The sequence below is a fragment of the Trinickia sp. EG282A genome (genome assembly GCF_040965455.1).
Taxonomy (GTDB): Bacteria; Pseudomonadota; Gammaproteobacteria; order Burkholderiales; family Burkholderiaceae; genus Trinickia; species Trinickia symbiotica.
Map to the genome: position 1 here is coordinate 702,869 of NZ_JBFRCC010000002.1, position 20,338 is coordinate 723,206.

At 63.9% G+C, this 20,338-nt stretch carries 21 protein-coding genes and 1 tRNA gene; 8 read left to right on the top strand and 14 right to left on the bottom strand.

Features of this window, described 5'->3' with window-relative positions; all coding sequences use genetic code 11:
* Positions 1 to 27 precede the first annotated feature (27 nt).
* Positions 28 to 1,794, top strand: coding sequence for an N-acetylglucosamine-specific PTS transporter subunit IIBC (gene nagE, locus AB4Y31_RS11100; RefSeq protein ID WP_368673955.1), 1,767 nt, complete (start codon positions 28 to 30; stop codon positions 1,792 to 1,794).
* An 87-nt stretch (positions 1,795 to 1,881) separates the two neighbouring features.
* Here the strand turns inward: nagE and rpoH are convergent, their stop codons facing one another.
* Positions 1,882 to 2,817, bottom strand: a complete 936-nt coding sequence (gene rpoH / locus AB4Y31_RS11105; RefSeq protein WP_368673956.1) for an RNA polymerase sigma factor RpoH — start codon at positions 2,815 to 2,817, stop codon at positions 1,882 to 1,884.
* Positions 2,818 to 3,199: 382 nt separating this feature from the next.
* On the opposite strand from rpoH, the gene AB4Y31_RS11110 reads away from it, so the two are divergent.
* Positions 3,200 to 3,766 (top strand): acyloxyacyl hydrolase, encoded by a 567-nt coding sequence (locus AB4Y31_RS11110; RefSeq protein ID WP_368673957.1) that lies wholly within the window; start codon positions 3,200 to 3,202, stop codon positions 3,764 to 3,766.
* 94 nt (positions 3,767 to 3,860) lie between these two features.
* The gene (locus AB4Y31_RS11115) at positions 3,861 to 4,244 is read left to right on the top strand and encodes a nuclear transport factor 2 family protein (RefSeq protein ID WP_018443634.1); all 384 of its coding nucleotides are present in this window, start codon (positions 3,861 to 3,863) and stop codon (positions 4,242 to 4,244) included.
* 91 nt (positions 4,245 to 4,335) lie between these two features.
* Here AB4Y31_RS11115 and leuA read toward each other — a convergent pair whose 3' ends face one another.
* Together leuA and ybiB are read right to left on the bottom strand one after the other, a co-directional pair.
* Complete coding sequence (leuA, locus tag AB4Y31_RS11120; RefSeq protein ID WP_368673958.1) at positions 4,336 to 5,982, bottom strand: 2-isopropylmalate synthase; 1,647 nt, start codon at positions 5,980 to 5,982, stop codon at positions 4,336 to 4,338.
* Positions 5,983 to 6,396: 414 nt separating this feature from the next.
* Positions 6,397 to 7,371 (bottom strand): DNA-binding protein YbiB, encoded by a 975-nt coding sequence (ybiB, locus tag AB4Y31_RS11125; protein WP_368673959.1) that lies wholly within the window; start codon positions 7,369 to 7,371, stop codon positions 6,397 to 6,399.
* A gap of 217 nt (positions 7,372 to 7,588) precedes the next feature.
* Between ybiB and AB4Y31_RS11130 the strand changes: the two genes are divergently transcribed.
* Both AB4Y31_RS11130 and maiA read left to right on the top strand, forming a co-directional pair.
* Positions 7,589 to 8,305 (top strand): fumarylacetoacetate hydrolase family protein, encoded by a 717-nt coding sequence (locus AB4Y31_RS11130; RefSeq protein ID WP_368673960.1) that lies wholly within the window; start codon positions 7,589 to 7,591, stop codon positions 8,303 to 8,305.
* 48 nt (positions 8,306 to 8,353) lie between these two features.
* Positions 8,354 to 8,998 (top strand): maleylacetoacetate isomerase, encoded by a 645-nt coding sequence (maiA, locus tag AB4Y31_RS11135; RefSeq protein WP_368673961.1) that lies wholly within the window; start codon positions 8,354 to 8,356, stop codon positions 8,996 to 8,998.
* Between the two features lie 22 nt (positions 8,999 to 9,020).
* On the opposite strand, the gene ftsY is transcribed toward maiA, so the two are convergent.
* Together ftsY and AB4Y31_RS11145 are read right to left on the bottom strand one after the other, a co-directional pair.
* Positions 9,021 to 10,235: a signal recognition particle-docking protein FtsY gene (gene ftsY, locus AB4Y31_RS11140; protein ID WP_368673962.1), complete on the bottom strand. Its 1,215-nt coding sequence runs from the start codon at positions 10,233 to 10,235 to the stop codon at positions 9,021 to 9,023.
* Positions 10,236 to 10,393: 158 nt separating this feature from the next.
* Entirely contained in the window at positions 10,394 to 10,660 is a 267-nt protein-coding gene (locus AB4Y31_RS11145; protein WP_368673963.1) for a hypothetical protein, read from the bottom strand.
* On the opposite strand from AB4Y31_RS11145, the gene rsmD reads away from it, so the two are divergent.
* Entirely contained in the window at positions 10,650 to 11,198 is a 549-nt protein-coding gene (gene rsmD / locus AB4Y31_RS11150; RefSeq protein ID WP_368673964.1) for a 16S rRNA (guanine(966)-N(2))-methyltransferase RsmD, read from the top strand. The genes AB4Y31_RS11145 and rsmD overlap by 11 nt on opposite strands.
* A gap of 111 nt (positions 11,199 to 11,309) precedes the next feature.
* Positions 11,310 to 11,816 (top strand): pantetheine-phosphate adenylyltransferase, encoded by a 507-nt coding sequence (gene coaD, locus AB4Y31_RS11155; RefSeq protein ID WP_368674487.1) that lies wholly within the window; start codon positions 11,310 to 11,312, stop codon positions 11,814 to 11,816.
* Positions 11,817 to 11,882: 66 nt separating this feature from the next.
* Here the strand turns inward: coaD and AB4Y31_RS11160 are convergent, their stop codons facing one another.
* Both AB4Y31_RS11160 and AB4Y31_RS11165 read right to left on the bottom strand, forming a co-directional pair.
* Complete coding sequence (locus tag AB4Y31_RS11160; protein ID WP_368673965.1) at positions 11,883 to 12,806, bottom strand: hypothetical protein; 924 nt, start codon at positions 12,804 to 12,806, stop codon at positions 11,883 to 11,885.
* Between the two features lie 29 nt (positions 12,807 to 12,835).
* Positions 12,836 to 13,501: a tetratricopeptide repeat protein gene (locus AB4Y31_RS11165; RefSeq protein ID WP_368673966.1), complete on the bottom strand. Its 666-nt coding sequence runs from the start codon at positions 13,499 to 13,501 to the stop codon at positions 12,836 to 12,838.
* A 143-nt stretch (positions 13,502 to 13,644) separates the two neighbouring features.
* On the opposite strand from AB4Y31_RS11165, the gene AB4Y31_RS11170 reads away from it, so the two are divergent.
* A complete protein-coding gene (locus tag AB4Y31_RS11170) occupies positions 13,645 to 13,911 on the top strand; it encodes a YfhL family 4Fe-4S dicluster ferredoxin (protein ID WP_018443644.1) in 267 nt (88 codons plus the stop codon).
* Between the two features lie 118 nt (positions 13,912 to 14,029).
* Here AB4Y31_RS11170 and pth read toward each other — a convergent pair whose 3' ends face one another.
* From pth to AB4Y31_RS11205, 7 genes are all read right to left on the bottom strand, one after another.
* Positions 14,030 to 14,632: an aminoacyl-tRNA hydrolase gene (pth, locus tag AB4Y31_RS11175; RefSeq protein WP_368673967.1), complete on the bottom strand. Its 603-nt coding sequence runs from the start codon at positions 14,630 to 14,632 to the stop codon at positions 14,030 to 14,032.
* A 105-nt stretch (positions 14,633 to 14,737) separates the two neighbouring features.
* The gene (locus tag AB4Y31_RS11180) at positions 14,738 to 15,355 is read right to left on the bottom strand and encodes a 50S ribosomal protein L25/general stress protein Ctc (protein ID WP_368673968.1); all 618 of its coding nucleotides are present in this window, start codon (positions 15,353 to 15,355) and stop codon (positions 14,738 to 14,740) included.
* A 207-nt stretch (positions 15,356 to 15,562) separates the two neighbouring features.
* Positions 15,563 to 16,519 carry a ribose-phosphate pyrophosphokinase gene (locus AB4Y31_RS11185; RefSeq protein ID WP_026230222.1) on the bottom strand — a complete coding sequence of 319 codons (957 nt, stop codon included), beginning with the start codon at positions 16,517 to 16,519 and terminating at the stop codon, positions 15,563 to 15,565.
* 39 nt (positions 16,520 to 16,558) lie between these two features.
* Positions 16,559 to 16,635: transfer RNA gene (locus AB4Y31_RS11190), tRNA-Gln, on the bottom strand.
* Between the two features lie 53 nt (positions 16,636 to 16,688).
* Positions 16,689 to 17,594 (bottom strand): 4-(cytidine 5'-diphospho)-2-C-methyl-D-erythritol kinase, encoded by a 906-nt coding sequence (gene ispE, locus AB4Y31_RS11195; protein WP_368673969.1) that lies wholly within the window; start codon positions 17,592 to 17,594, stop codon positions 16,689 to 16,691.
* A gap of 82 nt (positions 17,595 to 17,676) precedes the next feature.
* The gene (lolB, locus tag AB4Y31_RS11200) at positions 17,677 to 18,327 is read right to left on the bottom strand and encodes a lipoprotein insertase outer membrane protein LolB (RefSeq protein ID WP_368674488.1); all 651 of its coding nucleotides are present in this window, start codon (positions 18,325 to 18,327) and stop codon (positions 17,677 to 17,679) included.
* A gap of 62 nt (positions 18,328 to 18,389) precedes the next feature.
* Entirely contained in the window at positions 18,390 to 20,234 is a 1,845-nt protein-coding gene (locus tag AB4Y31_RS11205) for a tetratricopeptide repeat protein (protein WP_368673970.1), read from the bottom strand.
* Positions 20,235 to 20,338 lie beyond the last annotated feature (104 nt).

Genomic DNA, 20,338 nt, shown 5'->3' on the forward strand with positions numbered 1-20,338 from the left:
ACGACGAGAAACCACCAGGAGGATCACATGGACGGGAATCCATTCTTGAAAATACAGCGCCTAGGGCGGGCGCTGATGCTGCCGATCGCGGTGCTGCCGGTGGCCGGCATCCTGCTTCGGCTCGGTCAGGCCGACGTGCTCAACATCAAGCTCATTGCCGACGCGGGCGGCACGATCTTCGACAACCTGCCGCTCCTTTTCGCCATCGGCGTGGCCGTGGGTTTCGCGAAGGACAACAACGGCGTGGCCGCTCTCGCCGGCGGCATCGGCTACCTCATCGAAATCGCGGTGATGAAGGACATCAACGACAAGCTCAACATGGGCGTGTTGTCGGGGATCATCGCCGGCATCGTCGCGGGGATGCTCTATAACCGCTACAAGGACATCAAGCTGCCCGATTACCTGGCGTTCTTCGGCGGCAAGCGGTTCGTGCCGATCGTCACGGGGCTTGCCTGTGTGGTGCTCGGCGTCGTCTTCGGCTACGTCTGGCAACCGGTCCAGGCGGCCATCGATGCGACGGGCCACTGGCTCACGACGGCCGGCGCGATCGGCGTGTTCGTCTACGGTACGTTGAACCGGCTCCTGCTCGTGACGGGACTGCACCACATCATCAACTCGCTGGCATGGTTCGTGTTCGGCACGTTCACGCCTGCGGGCGGCGGCGCGCCCGTCACCGGCGATCTGCATCGCTTCTTCGCCGGCGATCCCACCGCGGGCGGCTTCATGACGGGCTTCTTTCCGATCATGATGTTCGGGCTCCCGGCCGCGTGTCTCGCGATGTTTCACGAAGCGCCGAAGGAGCGCCGCGCGATGGTCGGCGGGCTGCTGTTTTCGATGGCGCTCACATCGTTCCTGACCGGCGTCACGGAACCGGTCGAATTCAGCTTCATGTTCCTCGCGCCCGTGCTTTATGTGATCCACGCGGTGCTGACGGGTCTCTCGCTTGCGATCTGCCAAGCGCTCGGCGTTCATCTCGGCTTCACCTTCTCGGCCGGCGCGATCGACTACGTGCTCAACTACGGACTGTCGACGAAAGGCTGGCTCGCGATCCCGATCGGCCTGGCGTACGGTGTCGTCTACTACGGGCTCTTCCGCTTCTTTATCCGCAAGTTCAACATGGCGACGCCGGGCCGAGAGCCGGCTACCGTGGACGCGCAAGTCGACTCGTATGCGTCGGGCGGCTTCGTCGCACCGACGGCCGGTGCAAGCGCACCGCGCGCGGCCCGTTATATCGCGGCGCTCGGCGGTTCCTCGAACCTGACGCTCGTCGATGCCTGCACCACACGTCTGCGCCTTTCTGTCGTCGACACCGAAAAGATTTCCGAGTCTCAGCTGAAGCAGATCGGCGTGCGCGGTGTGCTCAAGCGCGACGCGCACAACGTGCAGGTCGTGATCGGACCGGAAGCCGATCTCATCGCCGACGAAATCCGGGCCGCGCTCGGCAGCGATTCGGCCGCCGGTGCAGTGGCGGGGGCGCAAGCGACGGCGGCGGCAGCCGCTACGGCCTCCGGCGCGGGCGCAGCGGGTCCGCTCGATCCCGATCCGATGCGCTGGCTGGCCGTGTTCGGCGGTGCGACGAACGTCGTTTCGCTCGACGCGATCGCTCAAACGCGGCTGCGTGTCGTCGTGCGCGACGCATCCGCCGTCGACCGGCAGCGGCTAGGCTTGCTCGACGTCGCGTGGGTCTCGGGCGACACGTTCCATCTCGTTTGCGGGCCGGCGGCCCAACGCTACGCTTCGGTATTGTCGACGCGCCTGGCTGCGCCGGGCGGACCGGCGCCGCAGCCCGCCTAAAAAAATCCCGCCGCTTCGAAAGGCGGCGGGATGCGATCCGCAACACGATGCCGATCGATCGCGATCGGCATCCGCGCGATGGCTCGATTACTTGTAGGCGGTCAGCGCATTGCGCATCTTCTTCATCGCGCTTGCCTCGATCTGGCGAATGCGCTCGGCGGAGACGCCGAACTCGTCTGCGAGTTCGTGCAGCGTCGAGCCGCCGGACCCATCGTCCTCGACGTTGAGCCAGCGCGCTTCGATGATGCGGCGGCTGCGCGCGTCGAGCGAATCGAGCGCCTGCGCGATCCCGTCCGTCTGCAGTTTGTCGCGCTGACGCGCAGCCAAGACGGCCGTCGGCTCGCTGTGCGGATCCGTCAGGTAGGCGATCGGCGCATACGTTTCTTCGCCATCCTCGACCTGGCTCTCGAGCGCGACGTCGCCGCCGGAGAGGCGCGTTTCCATCTCGCTGACCTCTTCGCGCTTCACGTTCAACTCTTTGGCGAGGCCGTCGATCTCCTCGGGCGTGAACGCGTGCAGATCCTGCTTATGGCTGCGCAGGTTGAAGAAGAGCTTGCGCTGCGCCTTGGTCGTGGCCACCTTCACCATGCGCCAGTTGCGCAGGATGTACTCGTGGATTTCTGCCTTGATCCAATGGATCGCATACGACACCAGGCGTACGTTTTGCTCCGGGTCGAAGCGCTTCACGGCCTTCATGAGGCCGATGTTCCCTTCCTGGATCAGGTCCGCATGCGGAAGACCATAGCCGAGGTAGTTGCGCGCAATCGATACGACGAGACGCAAGTGCGAGAGCACGAGGCGGCGCGCCGCCTCGAGGTTGTTGTGCTCGCGGTACTCGTTGGCGTACTGGCGCTCTTCCGCTGCCGTCAGCATCGGAATCCGATTGACCGCCTGAATGTAGGCGTCGATGTTGCCAAGCTGGCCGGGCAGCATCGAAGAAGGCGCGAGCGTCAGAGCACCTGCCGAAGCGGCCGTGGCGGACGCCTGGGCGAGCGGGCTCGGAAGGGTCAGTGCATTGCTCACGTAGCAAACTCCTTGAAATCAGACTGCGGACTGCTCAGTCACGAATGCGACTCCTCGGGGATATTAGCACTCCAGGGAGCCGACTGCTAAGTATTGGAGTAGCTCATTCGGCCTAAGTTCCCTTGTAGCTATCAAATCTACTGTTTCAATAGTGATGATACTCTTCTCCTCGGGGCCCTGCAGCGCGCAAAAGGAACGCAAAAAGGGCGCAATCGCGTTGCGGCGCCGGCTGGCAACCGTCGTTTTGCGAGATGCTGTTTTGCGTGGCGCTGAATGATTGCGAGATCTCAAGTACCGTAATATTTCGCGGCGTGGCGATTCGTCCCCGTATCCTTTTTCCGGGGCCCCGCGACCTTCAACGGAGTCTTTCGGAGACTGACACATGCTCGACAACAAGAACCGGTACTCGCGCCCCCACGCACTGCTGGCCGGCGCGGCAGCGGTCCTCTTCCTTTGCTCGGCGGCAGCCCGGGCCGACTCGTTCGGCGTGCAGGTAGCCGGAGGGCTGGGGGAGCACAAAGTCGACAAAGTGGATCTCGGGTTGGTCTGGGACCCGGGCATCAGCTGGTGGTACATCGGCGGTTGGCATTTCGCGCTGATCGGCGAAGCACACGTCGCCTACTGGCACTCGGGCGAAGGCACTTCACGCAACGACGTCTATGAACTGGGCGTCAATCCGCTCGTGCGCTTCATCAAGGACTCGGGCGCCATCAGACCATACATCGAAGCGGGCGCGGGCGTGCGTGGGCTCACGCATCCCACCGTCAACGACGACTATCGACTCGGGACGGCCTTCCAGTTCACCGAGATCGTCGGCGTGGGCGCGCAGTTCGGCAGCCATCAGCAATACCAGGCCGGGCTGCGTTTTCAACATATCTCGAATGCCGGTATCAAAGAGCCGAATCCTGGTATAAATTTCAGCCAGCTATATTTGCAGTACAACTTCTGACGCGGATACCCATGCGGCGCCTCCAAAGGGGCTTCCTCCCGGAGCCCCGACAAGGATGCTCCCCGCGGGCGTCCATGCGCATGGGGGCTGAGCGATGGCGGCAAAGGTAATCGAGGCGATTCGCGTGCTGGAGCGCGACCGCTTTCGCGCGATGGTCGACGGCGACGTTCCGTTGTTGAACGAGTTGCTCTCGGATAATGCGAGCTTCGTGCATACGAACGGCAAGCGCGAGACGAAGCAGCAGTTCATCGATGCAATCTCGGCCGGCCATCGCCGCTATCGGCAGATCGAAGTTCAATCGCAGGAGGTCCTGCCAGTCGGCAGCGAGACCTGTGTCGTCACGGGGCGCGCGCTCTTCGAGATGGAGGCGAACAGCGGGGCGCTGCTCTATCCGATCGCCTATACGGCCATCCAGACTCAGGAAGGCGGCCAGTGGCGTCTTGTCGCATGGCACGCGACACGCTGCGCGCTCGAGTGAGACCGGCGGGCTCGCCTACGCTATCGTCCCTCCGGTCTTCGTCTTCCTCTTCCCTGCCGGCTCGCTTGCATGAGCTCGTCGCGCGTCAGCCTTATGCCGCTGCCTGTCGCTCGTCGCTATCCCAATCGAATCGATTCATGGCGCTGATGAGCGCGTCGGCCGCGGCCGTTGCCGCATCGGCGTGGATGCCCACGCCGTGGCGCAACGGCTCGCCCGCGACCCTGCAGCCGACAAACGCGGCCCAGCCGCCGCCGGCCCTCGGCGTCGCCTCGAACGAGCAAAGCTCGACCGCGCGCGGCGCAGCGCTCCCAAGCGCCCGCGCAAGCGCTTCGACGGTGGCTTGGACATCGTTCTCGCCTTGCGCGATCCGTGCCACCTCGCGCCGGTGCCAACGCACCGTCGCGTCCATGCGCGAGCAAGGCCCCTCTACAGCAACGTATTCATGCTTGAAGCGCTCGCAAACCGCTTCACCTGTCACCTCGGCTCCCGATTCGTCGGCGATCTTCTGCACCGCGTGACTGAACTCGATCTGCAGCCTGCGCGGAGGCGCGAAACCGAGTCCGCGTTCGATGAGATAGGTCGCGCCGCCCTTGCCGGACTGGCTGTTGACGCGAATTACCGCGTCGTAGCTGCGGCCTAAGTCTTCAGGATCGATCGGCAAATAGGGCACTTCCCACGGCGCGTCGCTCTGCTGCTGCGCGAATCCCTTGCGAATGGCGTCCTGGTGCGAGCCCGAGAACGCCGTGAAGACCAGGTCGCCCGCGTAAGGATGGCGCGGGTGTACGGGAATCGCGTTGCAGCGCTCCACCACGCGCCGTACCGCGTCGATATCGGAGAAGTCGAGCTTCGGGTCGATGCCTTGCGTGTAGAGGTTGAGCGCGAGCGTGACGAGATCGACGTTGCCGGTGCGCTCACCGTTGCCGAAAAGGCAGCCCTCAATACGGTCCGCGCCCGCGAGCAGCGCCAACTCGGCTGCGGCGACGGCCGTGCCGCGATCGTTGTGCGGATGCACCGACAGCACGATGCTGTCGCGATAGGCGAGATTGCGGTCCATCCATTCGATCTGATCGGCGAACACATTCGGCGTGGCGGCTTCGACGGTCGCCGGCAGATTCACGATCATCTTGTGATCGCGCGTTGGGCGCCAGACTTGCGCGACCGCGTCGCACACTTCGCGCGAGAACGCGAGCTCGGTCATGCTGAACGTCTCGGGCGAGTACTGGTAGGTCCAATGCGTGCCGGGCCTGCGCTCGGCCTCTTCCTTGATGAGTCGCGTCCCTTCGACGGCCAGCGCCTTCACGTCGGCCTTCGATGCATTGAATACGATCCGCCTGAACGACGGGCAGATCGCGTTGTAAAGATGCACGATGGCGCGCGGGACCCCTTCGAGCGCTTCGAACGTTCTTGCGATGAGATCAGCACGCGACTGCACGAGCACCTCGATCGTCACGTCTTCGGGAATCCTGCCTTCGACGATGAGCTTGCGCACGAAATCGAAATCGGTCTGGGAGGCGGAGGGGAAACCGACCTCGATTTCCTTGAAGCCGATCGCGACGAGCGTCTCGAAGAACTCCAGTTTTTGCGCGATGGTCATCGGTTCGATCAGCGATTGATTGCCGTCTCGGAGATCGGTGCTCATCCAGATCGGCGCGCGCTCGATCGTCCGGCTCGGCCATTTGCGGGCGGCAAGACGCACGGGCTCGAATGATCGGTATTTCTCGGCAGGGTTGCGGAGCATGGTGAACCTCGTTCGTTCGGTCGTCTGCGAAAGCTACGCACAGTGCAAGCTGCCAGCTCGTCGTCGTGCCGATCGTTGCGACGTCCAACGGTGGCCGAGGCTTTCGCGAATCGTCCGAACGGTATTCGGCCGAATGCTGACGACTACGGGTTGTAAAAGGAACTGCGGTTTGGGGTGAAACGGAGTGCTGCGAACTGCTGGAGGACCGCGCAAACGGCTCGCGGCGCTACGGCTTGCTTACGCTAGTCGTAGCGATAGGGACCGCGCTAGACGGCCGGAAGTAATTCGGAGGGTGTTCGGAAAGGAACGCATGGCATGCACTTTATGACAGCGATCGGGGCCATGTCAACAGCACGCGTGCGCGTCGAGGGGCCTCGTGCACGAAGACGGTCGCGCGGCCGGCCCTCGATCGATTCACGCCACGCTGACGAGCCGGACGATCGATTCGACCTGACGCGCGAGTGTGGGCGGAACAGGCGTATCGCCGGCGAGCACCGACCTGATCCAGGTCGCGGTGTCCGCCGCGTCGCGCGACTCGGGCAACTCCACGGGTTCTGTTTCCGGAGAGGAGCGCTCGGCTTCGACGAGTATGTCGGCGGCGCCGTCGTGAAGCCACTCGATGCGGACTTGCCGGCGTGTATCGGCGACGGCTTCGCCTTCGGTCCCGCGCGCGAGTAGCACTCCGCCCGCGGCGGCGTCGGGGTGAGACAGAAAAAGCTCGGCGAGGCTCTCGCGATAGTCAGGATGTGTGTAGTTGACGAGCCGCAGGCCGGCCGGCGCGAACGGCTGCAAAACCTTGACGAGCGTGTGCGTGGAGTTGCGTACGCCCATGATTCGACGGAGCGCCAGCAGGCGCGCGAGCTTCGGCGCGAGCACGTCGATCGGGGCGAACGCGAGACGCCGCTCGGCGAGGGCCGCTCCGATCGACGTATTGGATTCGCACGGCTCGATCCCCAGTGCGACGAAGATTTCGGCGCTCGTCACGCGGCCCGGATCGGACGTCACCCCGTGCACGAGCGTCGGCACGCCTTCGCGGGCGAGCAGCAGCGCGAGCAGCGGCACGAGATTGGGCTGCTTGCGCGCTCCGTTGTAGCTTGGAATCGAGACGGGCCGGTAGGCATCGGCGGCAACCCGGATGGGCTCGAACGAAGCCTGGGCAGCCGTGAGCATGGCGGCCAGCTCGGGCGCTGTCTCGCCCTTCAGCCGATAGGCGAGCAGCACGGCGCCGAGCTCGACGTCGGAGACGCGACCGTCGAGCATGGCGCTGTATAGCGCCTGCGTATCTTCGGGCGACAGCGCTCGCGCGCCGTTCGGACCGCGCCCGATCTCCTTGATGAAGCGGGCGCACGAAAACGATGCGGCAGGGACGGTAGCAGCGGATTCTGTCATCGAAGCAGCGGCGGGCGAGCCTTTCCTTTGGGACGCGTGTAACGATGCTCAGTATCGCATGCGACGGCATCCGGCAAGCGGACCAGGGGCTGTAGTGGGCTGTAGCGAGCGCCGTTGCCGGTTCGAGGCACGTCCTAAGCCGCCGCGCTAAACTCGAATTCTTCGCCGAACGCGGCGGCGCTCGTCGCTGATGCGTTCCAACAACATGGAGAATCGAATGGATTACGCGTTTGCCCCCGCGCCCGCGGTTGCTGTGCCGATCGTCGAGACCGCAGGATCCGCCGGCGCGCGCCGGCATTTTCCGGTGCGCCGCATCTATTGCGTGGGGCGCAACTACGAAGCGCATGCGCGCGAGATGGGGCACGACCCGGACCGGGAACCGCCGTTCTTTTTCTCGAAGCCCGCCGACGCGGTGCTCTACGTGGCACCGGGAGCGACGGGCGAATTTCCGTATCCCACGCTGTCGAGCAACGTCCATTTCGAGATGGAGCTCGTCGTCGCGATCGGCAAAGGCGGGCGAGACATCGCTGTCGAGCACGCGCTCGATCATGTCTACGGCTATGCGCTAGGGCTCGACATGACACGCCGCGATTTACAGGCCGAAGCGAAGAAGCTCGGCCGGCCCTGGGAGCCCGCCAAAGGATTCGACCATTCGGCGCCGCTCGGGCCGATCCATCCCGTTGCCGAGGTCGGCCATATCGACCGCGGCGCGATCTGGCTCAGCGTCAACGGCGTGGAGAAGCAACGCTCGGATGTTTCGCAGCTGATCTGGTCGATTCCCGAAACCCTTACGCATCTCTCGAAGCTCTTTGAATTGCAGCCCGGCGATCTCATCTTCACGGGCACGCCCGAGGGCGTGGGAGCGGTGGTGAAGGGCGATCTGATGAAGGGCGGCGTCGACGGACTCGGCGAATTCAGCGTGCGGGTGGTCTGAACACCCGCATGAGGCGAGACGGGACGACGAGAGACGAGGGAGGTCCGTATGAAGCTCTACAGCTATTTCCGCAGCTCGGCGTCGTACCGCGTGCGTATCGCGCTGAACCTGAAGGGGCTGCCCTACGAGTACGTGCCCGTGCATCTGCTGCGATCGGGCGGCGAGCAGTTGACGGCGCAATACCGCAAGGTCAATCCCGACGGGCTCGTGCCGACGCTCGTCGACGGCGATGTCACGGTGCAGCAGTCGCTCGCGATCGTCGAGTATCTCGAGGAAACGCGCCCCGAGCCGCCGCTATTGCCGCGCGATCCTGTCGATCGCGCCTACGTGAGAGCCGTGGCGCAGCAAATCGCCTGCGAGATTCATCCGCTCGACAACCTGCGCGTGCTGAGATATCTCGTCCACGAGCTTGGTCTTTCGGATGAGGCGAAAAACGGCTGGTACCGGCATTGGATCGAGGCGGGATTCGAAACGCTGGAATCGCGATTGTCGACCGAGCGCCGCGTGGGCAAGCTCGTGTTCGGCGACGAGCCGACGGTTGCCGATCTCTGCCTCGTGCCGCAGGTCTTCAACGCGCAACGCTTCAAGGTGGATACCGCGCGCTATCCGACGATCCAGCGCATCTACGACTATGCCTGCGGGCTCGATGCGTTTGCGCGCGCGGCGCCGGGCGTGCAACCCGACGCCGAATGAAGGCCGAATCGACGAGGCCCGATCAACCGAGCAGCGCGTCCGTGAACTCTTCGGCGCTGAAGGGCTGCAGGTCTTCGACTTTCTCGCCGACGCCGATGAAATAGACCGGCACGGGCCGCTGGCGTGCGATCGCGGCGAGAATGCCGCCCTTCGCCGTGCCGTCCAGCTTCGTGACGATGAGCCCCGTCAGCGAGAGCGCATCGTCGAACGCCTTCACCTGCGCGAGCGCGTTCTGGCCCGTGTTTGCATCGATGACGAGCAGCACCTCGTGCGGCGCGCCCTCGTACGCCTTGCCGATCACGCGCTTCACTTTGCGCAACTCTTCCATCAGATGCAGCTGCGTGGGCAGGCGGCCGGCCGTATCGGCCATCACGACGTCAATTCCGCGCGCACGCGCGGCGCTCACGGCGTCGAAGATGACGGCGGCCGGGTCCCCGCTTTCCTGCGAGACGACAGTCACGTTGTTGCGCTGACCCCAGATCGCGAGCTGCTCGCGCGCCGCGGCGCGGAACGTGTCGCCGGCCGCGAGCAGCACCGACTGCTGGAAACGCTGCAGATGCTTGGCGAGCTTGCCGATCGTCGTCGTCTTGCCGGCGCCGTTCACGCCCGCGATCATCATGACGAGCGGCTCGGCGCGGCCGAGCACCAGAGACTTTTCGAGCGGCTTCAGGAGATCGACGAGCAGCGTACGCAGGGCCGCCTTCACTTGCAGCGGATCGGTCAATCGTTCCGCTCGGACCTTTTCGTGCAATGCATCGAGCAGGTAATTGGTCGCTTCGACGCCCGCATCGGACATCAGCAGCGCCGTTTCCAGTTCTTCGTAGAGCACGTCGTCGATCTTCGTGCCGACGAAGATGCCCGTGAGGCCGGCGCTCGTTTTGGCGAGCCCCGACCTGAGCTTGGCTAGCCAGGACTGCCTGGCGGCCGGCTCGATGGGCGGCGGGGGCACGATTTCGATTGTTTCGGTGGCCGTGTCCGCGGCCGGGCCGGCCGATGAGCCGCCCGACTTGCCCGCTCCGTTGCTCGGGGGTGCCGGCGGCGACGGTGTCGGCGTCGACGGCGCCGCGGACGGGACCTGAGCCGAACGGGCCGCGGACGGGGCCGCAGCGCTCGACGCGGGCGTCGCCGCAGCCGGCGACGATGGCTCCGGGGCGGCGGGCTCGGCCGGTCGCTCGTCGCTCTCCTGGCCGTTTTCGGGCGTTTTCGAGCCCTTGAAGCGTTTGAAAAAACTGAACATGGGTATGAGTAATGGATGTCGCGCAGCGGCGGTACAGAGGCCTTCATGGGCCTCGCGCGGCTTCACGCCGGCGCGCAAGGGCCGGATGCCGCGGCATCGAGCGGCGGCAAGCGTTCCACGATGCGCGGGAAGGGGGGTATTTTATCAGGGGCGACTCTTTAGGCGGGGCGTCGCCGAGAGGCGTGGGCCAGTGCGCTGTGGTAACGTTGGCCGTCGGTTTTGCGCTTCAACACCTTGTCGAATGACTGGAGCGTGAGGCAGCGGCTTCCCTTGAAGGATTTTTCGACTTTTCGCATGCGCCGGTCTTCGTCTACCTTTTCCTCTTCGCCTTCTCCGTCTTCTTCCGAGGCAAGGCGTTCCTCGGCAACGCGGGGCAAGGCGGTAACGCCGGACCGCAGCGGCAAGCCGCACACCGTGCGCATCATCGGCGGCGACTGGAAGCGCACGCCGCTGCCGGTGCTCGACCTCGAGGGCCTGCGGCCGACGCCCGACCGCGTGCGCGAGACGCTCTTCAACTGGCTCGGGCAACGGCTCGACGGTCAACGGTGCCTCGATCTCTTCGCGGGCAGCGGGGCGCTCGGCTTCGAGGCCGCTTCGCGCGGCGCGGCACGCGTCGTCATGGTCGAGCGCAACGCGCGCGCCGCAAGGCAACTGCGCGACAATCAAGCGCGGCTTTCCGCTCGCATGATCGAGGTCGTCGAGGCTGACGGCCTGCGGCTCGCGGCAGGCCTTGCGCCCGGCTCGTTCGACGTCGTTTTTCTCGACCCGCCGTTCGAAAGCGGAATGCTCGAGCGCGCGCTCGAGCTGGCGATGCCGCTCGTCAGCGCCGACGGGTTTTTGTATATCGAGTCCGGAGAGCCCCTCGATGACGACGCCCCGCTTTTGGCCGGCTGGACCATCGTCCGCCACGATAAGGCGGGCGCGGTCCACTACCATTTGCTGCAGCGCGAAAATGGTGAATAATGCGCGTTCCGAAAGCGCCGCCCGGTGCCGAGAGGCGCGGGACGGCCAGCGAGACGCGTGACGGCTCGCGGTTTCGGACCGCCGGGGAATAAACGATCAGAGGAGATGCCGATGGTAGTCGCCGTGTACCCGGGTACATTCGACCCGCTCACACGCGGTCACGAGGACCTCGTGCGCCGTGCGGCGAGCATATTCGACACCCTCGTGGTCGGCGTGGCCGACAGTCGCGCCAAGAAGCCGTTCTTCACGTTGCAGGAACGCCTCGACATCGCACAGGAAGTGCTCGGCCACTACTCGAACGTGCATGTGATGAGCTTCCAGGGGCTGTTGAAGGATTTCGTGCGTGCCCATAACGCGCGCGTGATCGTCCGAGGGCTTCGTGCGGTGTCCGACTTCGAGTACGAATTCCAGATGGCGGGCATGAACCGCTATTTGTTGCCCGATGTCGAGACGATGTTCATGACCCCGTCGGACCAGTATCAATTCATTTCAGGCACGATCGTGCGCGAAATCGCTCAACTCGGCGGCGACGTCAGCAAATTCGTGTTTCCGTCGGTCGAGAAGTGGCTGACGGATAAAGTCGCTGCAATGGGGCAAGGTTCCGGGGTACAACCTTGACCCGATGAATTGGCGGGCGGGCGCCGGCGCCAGGCCGGCCCCACGATGATCGCCAACGATCGCGACTCAGCCGGCCGAGGTGCCGCTTTCCGCGGCACCGATCGGCACGCCGGTTTCGCGTTGGACGGACGCGGCTGCAGCGGTACCCTTTTCGGCTAGCTCGTCTAGCCCGGCAGCCATCTCGTCTGCGACAATCCTGCCGGTATCTTCGATGGTGTTCACCCCCCAACCGACGATCGACTGTGTCGTCCCACGGTGACCATTGATTACGGCGTCCTGCCAAGTCTCCGCTCGGACCTCGACGCCTTGCTTGACGAGCGTTTCGGATTTTCGCCTGAGCGCACTCTGGTCCAGCGCGATCACACCATTGGCAATGGAAGTTGCGGCCGCTCCAGCGAACGTCCTTCCTAATCTCTTCCCGACGATACCCGCAGCCGTTCCGGCGGCGAACCCGGCCATCCCAGCGACTGCCGGATTCGCCGTGGCGACCACGGTTCCTGCCCCCGCCGCGGCGGCCGCGGACGAACCCGCTAATCCTGCCCCGATCAAGCCACCGTATTTTCTTGCGCTTTCGACGTATTTGGGTAATGGCGCATTCCTGAGATCGGTGATTTTCATGTCCGTCTCGGTTTTTACCCTTTGGCTCGCCTCCCAGTGCTGAGGAGTGCCGATGACATAGTTTTTTCTGCCCTTCTTGTCGATGAACGTGTTGGGGCCATCCACCTTATAAAGATACCGAGCGCCGCTTTTATCTTCGAACTTCGCGAAGTCGCCCTTCTTTAATTCACCTTGTCCCTCGATCAGGGCAATCGGATTTTTGTGTGCCCTGTCTTTGACGGCATACAGCGTTATTGTGTCGGATGGCGATACCGTGTTGCTATCCGCTCTTAGCGTTGGAGCATCGGCGTGCGACGCCGGTCCGATCGGACCAGTAGTGTCGATATGCGTAAGATCAACACGCGGGAATGAAGCGATCGGAATGTCGGGCATGACTACCTCCTGCTGTACGTGGTTTGGATTCAGAGCAACTGATCGAGTAACGCCTTGGCGTGCGGGTACAGGTCCGGACGCACATTGCCAGCCGTGCACAAGTTCAAGCATTGACGCAGGGTGTCGCATGCCTCCCCCCGCTGCGATAGTGCCGCTTGGCATTCAGCGACGCGAAACCATGCGCCAGGGTCCGCGGGCATAAGCTTTACCGCAGCCGAAAAGTACTGCAGTGCTTCGGCATATTCGCCGAGCTGCTGGAGTGCATTGCCCGTCGCCAAATGCAGCTGACCTTCTTTCGGGTTCACGAATGTCAGCAGCGAAAAATCTTGGGACGCGAGAAGGTAGTCGCCACGGCGATAGGCTTGTAGCGCTTCCTCGTAGCAATCGTGGATCTCTTGTTCGGCAATGCCGAAGGCATCGGCGAGATTGCCGTGCTCCTCGATGAGCGCTGCATACCGGTCGTGGAGATGAGCAGAGATGCCTACTTGAATTGCCTCGCGTTTGCCGAGCCCAGGATCCGTAGGAGGCGAGTTCTGCATGGAAGATGCGCGCATGCGTAAATGCTCCTGATAAATTGAGTGAGGCCAGGATACGTGGGCGACGGCGCGATTTCTTCCGAAAATCGCGCTTTTCTTCCGGCATTCCGAGGTTCCATTAGCCCCGGCAGGCGGCCACAGCGGGGCGCGGGAGGACATGCGCGAGTTGTCGACGCCTGCAGGGCCGGTTTGCGCGTAAGGCGTAGAATGTGGGCTCTGGAAGAGCAATGGCGAGGACTTCGCGCCGATACCGCCTCTGCGGGCGGCCGGCGGCTCGCCCGTTGAAGTTTTTGGTGAAAAGCATGGCCCTGATGATTACCGACGAGTGCATCAACTGCGACGTCTGTGAGCCCGAATGCCCGAACGACGCAATCTCGATGGGGCAGGATATCTACGTGATCGACCCTTCGAAGTGCACCGAATGCGTCGGTCACTTCGATGAACCGCAATGCCGGCAGGTGTGCCCGGTCGATTGCATCCCGATCAACCCCGAGCATGTCGAAACGCGGGAGCAGCTACTCGCGAAGTATGGCTCGCTCCAGCAGGCTAAAAAGGGAGAGGACGCCTAGCCGGTGATGGTTGGCTGAGCGCTGGAGCGTCAGCGGCGAAACGCTGATGTTGTAATTGGGTGGCTGCGGCGCCATTCGCAGCACGCCATTGCGTCTCGCAACCGTGCCCCGCTTATCACTACGCGCCGCGATGCAGCTGCATCACTGCGCGCTCGGTTTCCCCTTTGACGAAGTGCGGCATGACGGCGAGCGCCCGCTCGATAGCCGCGTCGATCACTTCTTGCTCTTCCTTGCGCGGCGGCTTCAGCACGAAGTTGGCGACGTCAGGCTTCGCACCCGCACGAGCGGCTTCGGGAATCAGATCGCGCGGATGTCCGATGCCGATGCGCAACCGCCAGTACTGCTGCGACGAAAGATGCGCCGAAATATCCTTGAGTCCATTATGGCCGCCGCTTCCGCCACCGAGCTTGAGCTTGACGGCGCCGGGCGGCAGGTCCAGTTCGTCATGTGCGACGAGAATCTGATCCGGCAGGATCTTGAAGAAATGCGCGAGCGCAACGACTGATTGCCCCGATCGGTTCATGAACGTCTGCGGCTCGAGCAGATGGACTTCATCGCCGAAAAGCCTGGCCTTCGCGTATAGGCCGTGAAAGCGCCGCTCGTCGCGCAAGGCGACGCTGGCCTCGCGCGCGAGTTGATCCACGAACCAAAAGCCCGCGTTATGACGTGTGGCCGTGTATTCGGCGCCCGGATTGCCGAGCCCGACGATCAGTTTGATCATGACGTTCTTGCTACCCTCGAAAAAAAACCCGCCGGGGCGAGCCGCGGCGGGTCACGTCGTCCGTTTCAGCGAAACGGATCGAGAGGATATCGATCGACGAAATCCTTAGGCGGCAGGCGTCTCGCCGGCTTCGCCCTCGGCAGCCTCGCTCGAAACCGCGGCGGCCGGCACGGCGGCAGCCGCGACGACGGGATTTTCGGCTTCGACGCGAGCCGCGAGCGAAACGCCCTTCGGCAGCGTGATGTCCTTGGCGTGCAGCGATTGGCCGGCTTCGATCTTCGAGAGATCGAGCTCGACGAACTCGGGCAAATCACCAGGCAGGCACTCGACTTCGACCTCGGTCACGACGTGCGAGATCACGGCGCCGCCGAGCTTCACGGCCGGATTCGTTTCCTGATTCATGAAGTGCACGGGCACTTTCGTGTGCAGCTTCTTCTTCGCATCGACGCGCTGAAAATCCACGTGCAGCACCAGCTGACGGAACGGATGGTACTGCACGTCGCGCAGCAGCACTTGCTGCGACTTGCCGGCCACTTCGAGGTCGAGGATCGACGAGTGGAAGGCTTCCTTCTTCAGCGCGTGCCAGAGGGCGTTGTGATCGAGCTCGATCAGTTGCGGTTGCTCTGCTGCGCCATACACGATCCCCGGCGTCTTGCCGGAGTTGCGCAGGCGGCGGCTCGCACCCGTACCTTGCAGGTTGCGCTCGAAAGCGACGACTTTCATGTTCAATCTCCATGAACTGCCCGCGACCAGGCAGTGAATAAGGGCGCTTCGGCTCGCATGCGAACGATCGCACACGGCGCCAAATGACCGCCCTGCGAAAACGGCGCGCTTGCCCAACCAACCAGAGGCTCACCGCGCCCATTACACGGAAAAGGCGCCGCTTCATGCAACGCCTTCTCCGCAAGCACTATCATTGTTGCCGCTTGCTCAGCTCTCGGCGAACAGCGACATCACCGAATCGCCGCGACGGATCCGCGAGAACGTCTCGGCAAGCAGCCCCGCGCACGAGAGCGTCCGGACCTTCGACGATCCGCGCGCTTCGTCGCTGAGCGGAATCGTATCAGTCACGACGAGCTCATCCAGCGCCGAGTTCGCGAGGCGCTCGGCCGCGCCGCCCGACAACACCGGGTGCGTGGCATAAGCGACGACCTGCTTCGCCGCGCGCTCCTTCAGCACTTGCGCGGCCTTGCAGAGCGTACCCGCCGTGTCGACCATATCGTCCATGATCACGCACGTGCGCCCCTCGACTTCCCCGATGATGTTCATCACTTCGGCGACGTTCGCCTTCGGACGGCGCTTGTCGATGATGGCGAGATCGCAGTTGAGCTGCTTGGCAAGCGCGCGCGCCCGCACTACGCCGCCGACATCGGGCGACACGACGAGCAGATCCTCGTAGTTCTGCTTGCGCAGATCGCCGAGCAAAACGGGCGTCGCGTAGATGTTATCCACGGGGATATCGAAGAAGCCCTGGATTTGATCGGCGTGCAGATCCATCGTGATGATCCGCTCGACGCCGGCAATCTCCAGCATGTTCGCCACGACCTTCGCCGAAATCGCGACGCGCGCCGAGCGCGGACGGCGATCCTGACGCGCGTAGCCGAAGTAGGGGATGGCCGCCGTGATCCGCCCTGCCGACGCGCGCTTCAGCGCATCGACCATGATCATGAGCTCCATCAGGTTGTCGTTCGTCGGCGCGCAAGTCGATTGCAGGACGAAGACGTCCTTGCCGCGCACGTTTTCCTGAATCTCGACCTGAATCTCGCCGTCGGAGAAACGGCTCACCATCGCTTTGCCGAGGGGAATGCCGAGGATTTTGACGACTTCTTGTGCAAGCGCTGGATTCGCGTTGCCAGTAAACACCATCAGGCCGTCATGGCTGCTCATCATGCACCTGCTGCTCGAGGCGGGAACTACGAGAATGTTTGGCAGGGGAGGAAGGACTCGAACCCTCGCATGCCGGAATCAAAATCCGGTGCCTTGACCAACTTGGCGACTCCCCTACACTGACTCAGCGCTTCGCCGGACCTGTAGGCAGTCCGACGATGCGAAACTATCACGCCGCGAAGGCGAAGAGCGGATGCGTATCGAGACTCGGCGCGAGAGCGCTCCTCCAATCCGCTCGACCACTCGCAAGCAGCTTGGCTTGCGCTTGTTCCGCTTCGGCGATGCTGGAAAAGGCGGCGAACACGCTCGCACCCGAACCAGTCATCCGCGCGGGTGCCTTATCTCCGAACGTATCGTCAAACCATTCGAGCACCTGCGCGACTTCCGCGTATTTTCCCACGACAACGGGTTGCATGTCATTCCGGCCGAAGCTGTCTGGCCATCGTGCATCGCAACTTTGCTGTGCGAGAAAGTCCGTAATTGTGACGACTTTCGAGTCGCGTGTCAACGACTCGTCGGAAAAAATCGCAGCGGTCGGCACGTGCACATTCGGTGTCACGACGAGAAAGCTGCGGCTCGGCAGCGACACGGCCGCCAACGCCTCGCCGACGCCCTGCGCGAACGCATTTTTCCCGTACACGAAAAACGGTACGTCGGCGCCCAGCTCGAGGCCGAGCGCCTGCAGGATGTCCCGCGGCAATCCGAGCTTCCAGAGCCGATTGAGCGCGAGCAGCGTCGTTGCCGCGTCGGAACTCCCGCCGCCGAGGCCGCCGCCCATCGGCACCCGTTTCTCGATTTCGATGTCGACCCCGAAGCCCGTGCCCGTATGCCCTTTCAATAGCGATGCGGCGCGCACGACCAGATCCGCCGATTCGGGCACGCCCGGCACCTCGGTCTGCCTTCGGATCTCTCCATCGGCGCGCAGCGTGAAGTGAAGCCTGTCGCCCCAGTCGAGCAGCTGAAATACGGTCTGCAGCGAGTGATAGCCGTCCGGTCTGCGGCCCGTGATGTGCAAAAAGAGATTCAGCTTGGCGGGCGCGGGGCAATCCCGCAGCGAGTCTTTCGTTTCAATCATGCTTTCGTTTCGTGAAAAGCAGTGGCTGCTGGCAGTGCGCCGCCCGGTTGGTTCGCGGCGCTCTCGTCGGCCGGCACGGCGATCAGCGATCCAGCACGAGCTTGATCGCGAGCGGCGGATCGCGGCGCGTCAAATCGACGCGCTTGACGCCGACCTCGGGTGCATCCGTGTAGGCGAGATACTGGATCGTCCAGCCATCCTGATCGATCTCCTTGAGCCGTGTTCCGGCTTGCGGGTCGACGATCGTTTTCGCTTGCGAGGTCGGAGCCGGCGACGGCTGCAGCCAGTACCGCAGGCCTTCGACGGGCAATGCAAATCCGAGGGCATTACGCATCAGCGTGCCGACATTGTCGGCCGTGAGCGGTTGACGATTGGGCAGCTCGAGCGTCGCGGCGGACGGCGACGACGTGACGATCGCCAGTGTCTGGCCGAACGGGTTCAAGAGCTGCAGCGTGACGGTATCGCCTTGTTCCTGCCAGTCGAAATTGCCGTAGGCGTTTTGCGGCCGGCCGTAGCGGTCGGTGTAGCTCACCGAGAACCGGCCGTGATAAGCGCGACTCGTTTGTGTCGAAAGCGCCGTCGCGGCATTCGATGTCGACGGTCCGCGCGTTGGCGCGGTCGAGCAGCCCGCGAGCAATGCGATGGCCATCGCCGTTGCCGACGCCGACGCGAGCGGCAAAGCGATGCCACGCGTGCGGCGCGGCGCGAGAGCCATGAGCCGCGCGGCATGCATCGGACGCGCAAAACGGAAGTAGCGCGCAACGCGCGCCAGAAAATCGCTGACGTTCACGTGCATCAAAGATCGTTGCTGTTCACCTGGAAGCGCTTGAGCGTCTTCACGAGCGTATCGTTGTCGGGCTCGAGCTTGCGCGCGTCGCGCCATGCGGCAAGCGCCTTGGCCTGGTCTCCGCTCTTCCAGAGCACTTCGCCGAGATGGGCACCGATCTCGGCGTTCGGCTGAAGATCGAAGGCGCGGCGCAAGAGCTTGGCCGCGTCCGTCGTATCGCCGAGCCGGTATTTGACCCAGCCGAGACTGTCCATGATGAAGGCGTCGTTCGGCGCCAGGGCCGAGGCCTTCTCGATGAGCTTCTCGGCTTCGTCGAGATTCTTGTTGCGATCGGCGAGCGAGTAGCCGAGCGCGTTATAGCCCTGCGGATTGTCGGGCTGAACCTTGATGAGCTGGCGCAGCTTCGACTCCATCAGATCGAAATGGCCGTTCTTTTCCGCGGCCATTGCGTAGTCGTAGATGATCTCGGGATCGTTGGGCATCGCGTCGTCGGCGGCCGAGAGCCGGCTCTCCGCCTCGGGGTAGCGCTTGGCATCGAAGAGTATCGCCGCGTCGGTGCGCGCGATGAGCGCCTGCGCATGCGGGTCCGGGCTCTGCAGATCGGCCAGCATCTTGCGCGCCTCATCGATCTTGCCCGCCTTCGCGAGCAACTGCGCGCGCGTCACGCGCGCGGCGGTATAGCGCGGGCTGTCCGGCGAGACCTTGTCGAGCCACTTCGCGGCCTCCCCCTCGTTCTTCTGCTCGAGCGCGATCTGCGCGAGGAAGATGTAAGCCTGCCCCGGGTCCGCGCCCGGCGTCTTCTCGGTCAGCTCGGCATATTGCTGCAGGTATTTCTGCGCGCTGTCGTACTGCTTTTGCTGAACCTTGATGAGGCCAAGCGCCATCAACGGCGTCGGATCGTGCGAATCCAGGCTGTGCATCGCCTCGAACTGCTTTTGCGCATCGTCGATGCGGTCGCTCGACAGGTAGAGCTGCGCGAGCGCGAGCCTGGCGTCGTGCGACTTCGGATTCTGCTTGACGTATGACTCGAACGTCGAGATGGCCTCGTTGCGCGCATCGGGACCCATCTGCGCGAGCGAGAGCGCGGCAGGCAGGTAATCGGGCTTCAGCTTCAGCGCGCGCTCGAACGACGAGCGCGCGCCCGGCTGGTCGTCGGCGAGCAGCTGCTGGCGGCCGACCGCGAGCTGCGCCTCTGGCCGGCCGAGATCGTTCTTGGCGAGATCTTTCAGAACCTGCAGCCCGCCCACGTGATTCGGTCCGCGCGCGAGCAGCACCTGCAGCGCGACGATCGCGTTGCCGCGGTCCTGTTCCGGGACCTTGGCGAGCTCGGCCGCGAGCAGCGGCTCGGCATCTTCGGGCTTGCCTGACAGGACGAGCAGCGACGCGTCGAGTTGGGCGGCGCGCTCGGAATCGGGCGCGTACTGGCGCCAAAGCTGGGCGGCCGTCAATGCGTCGGCGGGGCTCTGCGCCGCAATCGCGATTTCGGCCGCGCGCTGAGCCATGCGCGGATCGTGCGTATCGCGCGCGAGCGAAAGATAGGTTTGGTACGCCGGGGCCGGTTCGTTGCGCTGCAACGCGATCTCGGCCGCGAGGACCTGAAATACGATTTGGCTCGACAACTCGACGTTCGGCAGGTCCTGCGTCTCGGCGGGGAGCGACGGCGCGAAGGCGTCCGCCGGCGCGGCCGACGCCGAATCGTCAGAAGGAGCGGGATCTTGCGCAAACGCCGGTGCGGCGAGGGCGAGCGTCCAGGCACAGACGACGGCGGCGGCGATGCGGCCGAGCGGCGCGGCGCACCGGGCGGAGCGCACGCTGCCTGCGCGCTGCGATTGCGGCTTCAGGGACAAAATCATGGAGATCCGTTCGAGGGTTTCGGACGATTGTAACGCGCTCGCTACAATACACGCAGATTCGACGATGCAAGTTGCACACCCATTCCTCGCCATTAACCGCCATT

Excerpts from the sequence above, each read along its gene's own strand:
- AB4Y31_RS11165 (WP_368673966.1), bottom strand. The coding sequence starts at position 13,501 with ATGTCCTCCCGCGCCCCGCTGTGGCCGCCTGCCGGGGCTAATGGAACC.
- AB4Y31_RS11185 (WP_026230222.1), bottom strand. The coding sequence starts at position 16,519 with ATGAGCAGCCATGACGGCCTGATGGTGTTTACTGGCAACGCGAATCCA.
- AB4Y31_RS11110 (WP_368673957.1), top strand. The coding sequence starts at position 3,200 with ATGCTCGACAACAAGAACCGGTACTCGCGCCCCCACGCACTGCTGGCC.
- AB4Y31_RS11205 (WP_368673970.1), bottom strand. The coding sequence starts at position 20,234 with ATGATTTTGTCCCTGAAGCCGCAATCGCAGCGCGCAGGCAGCGTGCGC.
- AB4Y31_RS11115 (WP_018443634.1), top strand. The coding sequence starts at position 3,861 with ATGGCGGCAAAGGTAATCGAGGCGATTCGCGTGCTGGAGCGCGACCGC.
- leuA (WP_368673958.1), bottom strand. The coding sequence starts at position 5,982 with ATGCTCCGCAACCCTGCCGAGAAATACCGATCATTCGAGCCCGTGCGT.
- ftsY (WP_368673962.1), bottom strand. The coding sequence starts at position 10,235 with ATGTTCAGTTTTTTCAAACGCTTCAAGGGCTCGAAAACGCCCGAAAAC.
- ispE (WP_368673969.1), bottom strand. The coding sequence starts at position 17,594 with ATGATTGAAACGAAAGACTCGCTGCGGGATTGCCCCGCGCCCGCCAAG.
- AB4Y31_RS11170 (WP_018443644.1), top strand. The coding sequence starts at position 13,645 with ATGGCCCTGATGATTACCGACGAGTGCATCAACTGCGACGTCTGTGAG.
- AB4Y31_RS11160 (WP_368673965.1), bottom strand. The coding sequence starts at position 12,806 with ATGCCCGACATTCCGATCGCTTCATTCCCGCGTGTTGATCTTACGCAT.
- pth (WP_368673967.1), bottom strand. The coding sequence starts at position 14,632 with ATGATCAAACTGATCGTCGGGCTCGGCAATCCGGGCGCCGAATACACG.
- nagE (WP_368673955.1), top strand. The coding sequence starts at position 28 with ATGGACGGGAATCCATTCTTGAAAATACAGCGCCTAGGGCGGGCGCTG.
- lolB (WP_368674488.1), bottom strand. The coding sequence starts at position 18,327 with ATGCATGCCGCGCGGCTCATGGCTCTCGCGCCGCGCCGCACGCGTGGC.
- AB4Y31_RS11180 (WP_368673968.1), bottom strand. The coding sequence starts at position 15,355 with ATGAAAGTCGTCGCTTTCGAGCGCAACCTGCAAGGTACGGGTGCGAGC.
- maiA (WP_368673961.1), top strand. The coding sequence starts at position 8,354 with ATGAAGCTCTACAGCTATTTCCGCAGCTCGGCGTCGTACCGCGTGCGT.
- AB4Y31_RS11130 (WP_368673960.1), top strand. The coding sequence starts at position 7,589 with ATGGATTACGCGTTTGCCCCCGCGCCCGCGGTTGCTGTGCCGATCGTC.
- coaD (WP_368674487.1), top strand. The coding sequence starts at position 11,310 with ATGGTAGTCGCCGTGTACCCGGGTACATTCGACCCGCTCACACGCGGT.
- AB4Y31_RS11145 (WP_368673963.1), bottom strand. The coding sequence starts at position 10,660 with ATGATGCGCACGGTGTGCGGCTTGCCGCTGCGGTCCGGCGTTACCGCC.
- ybiB (WP_368673959.1), bottom strand. The coding sequence starts at position 7,371 with ATGACAGAATCCGCTGCTACCGTCCCTGCCGCATCGTTTTCGTGCGCC.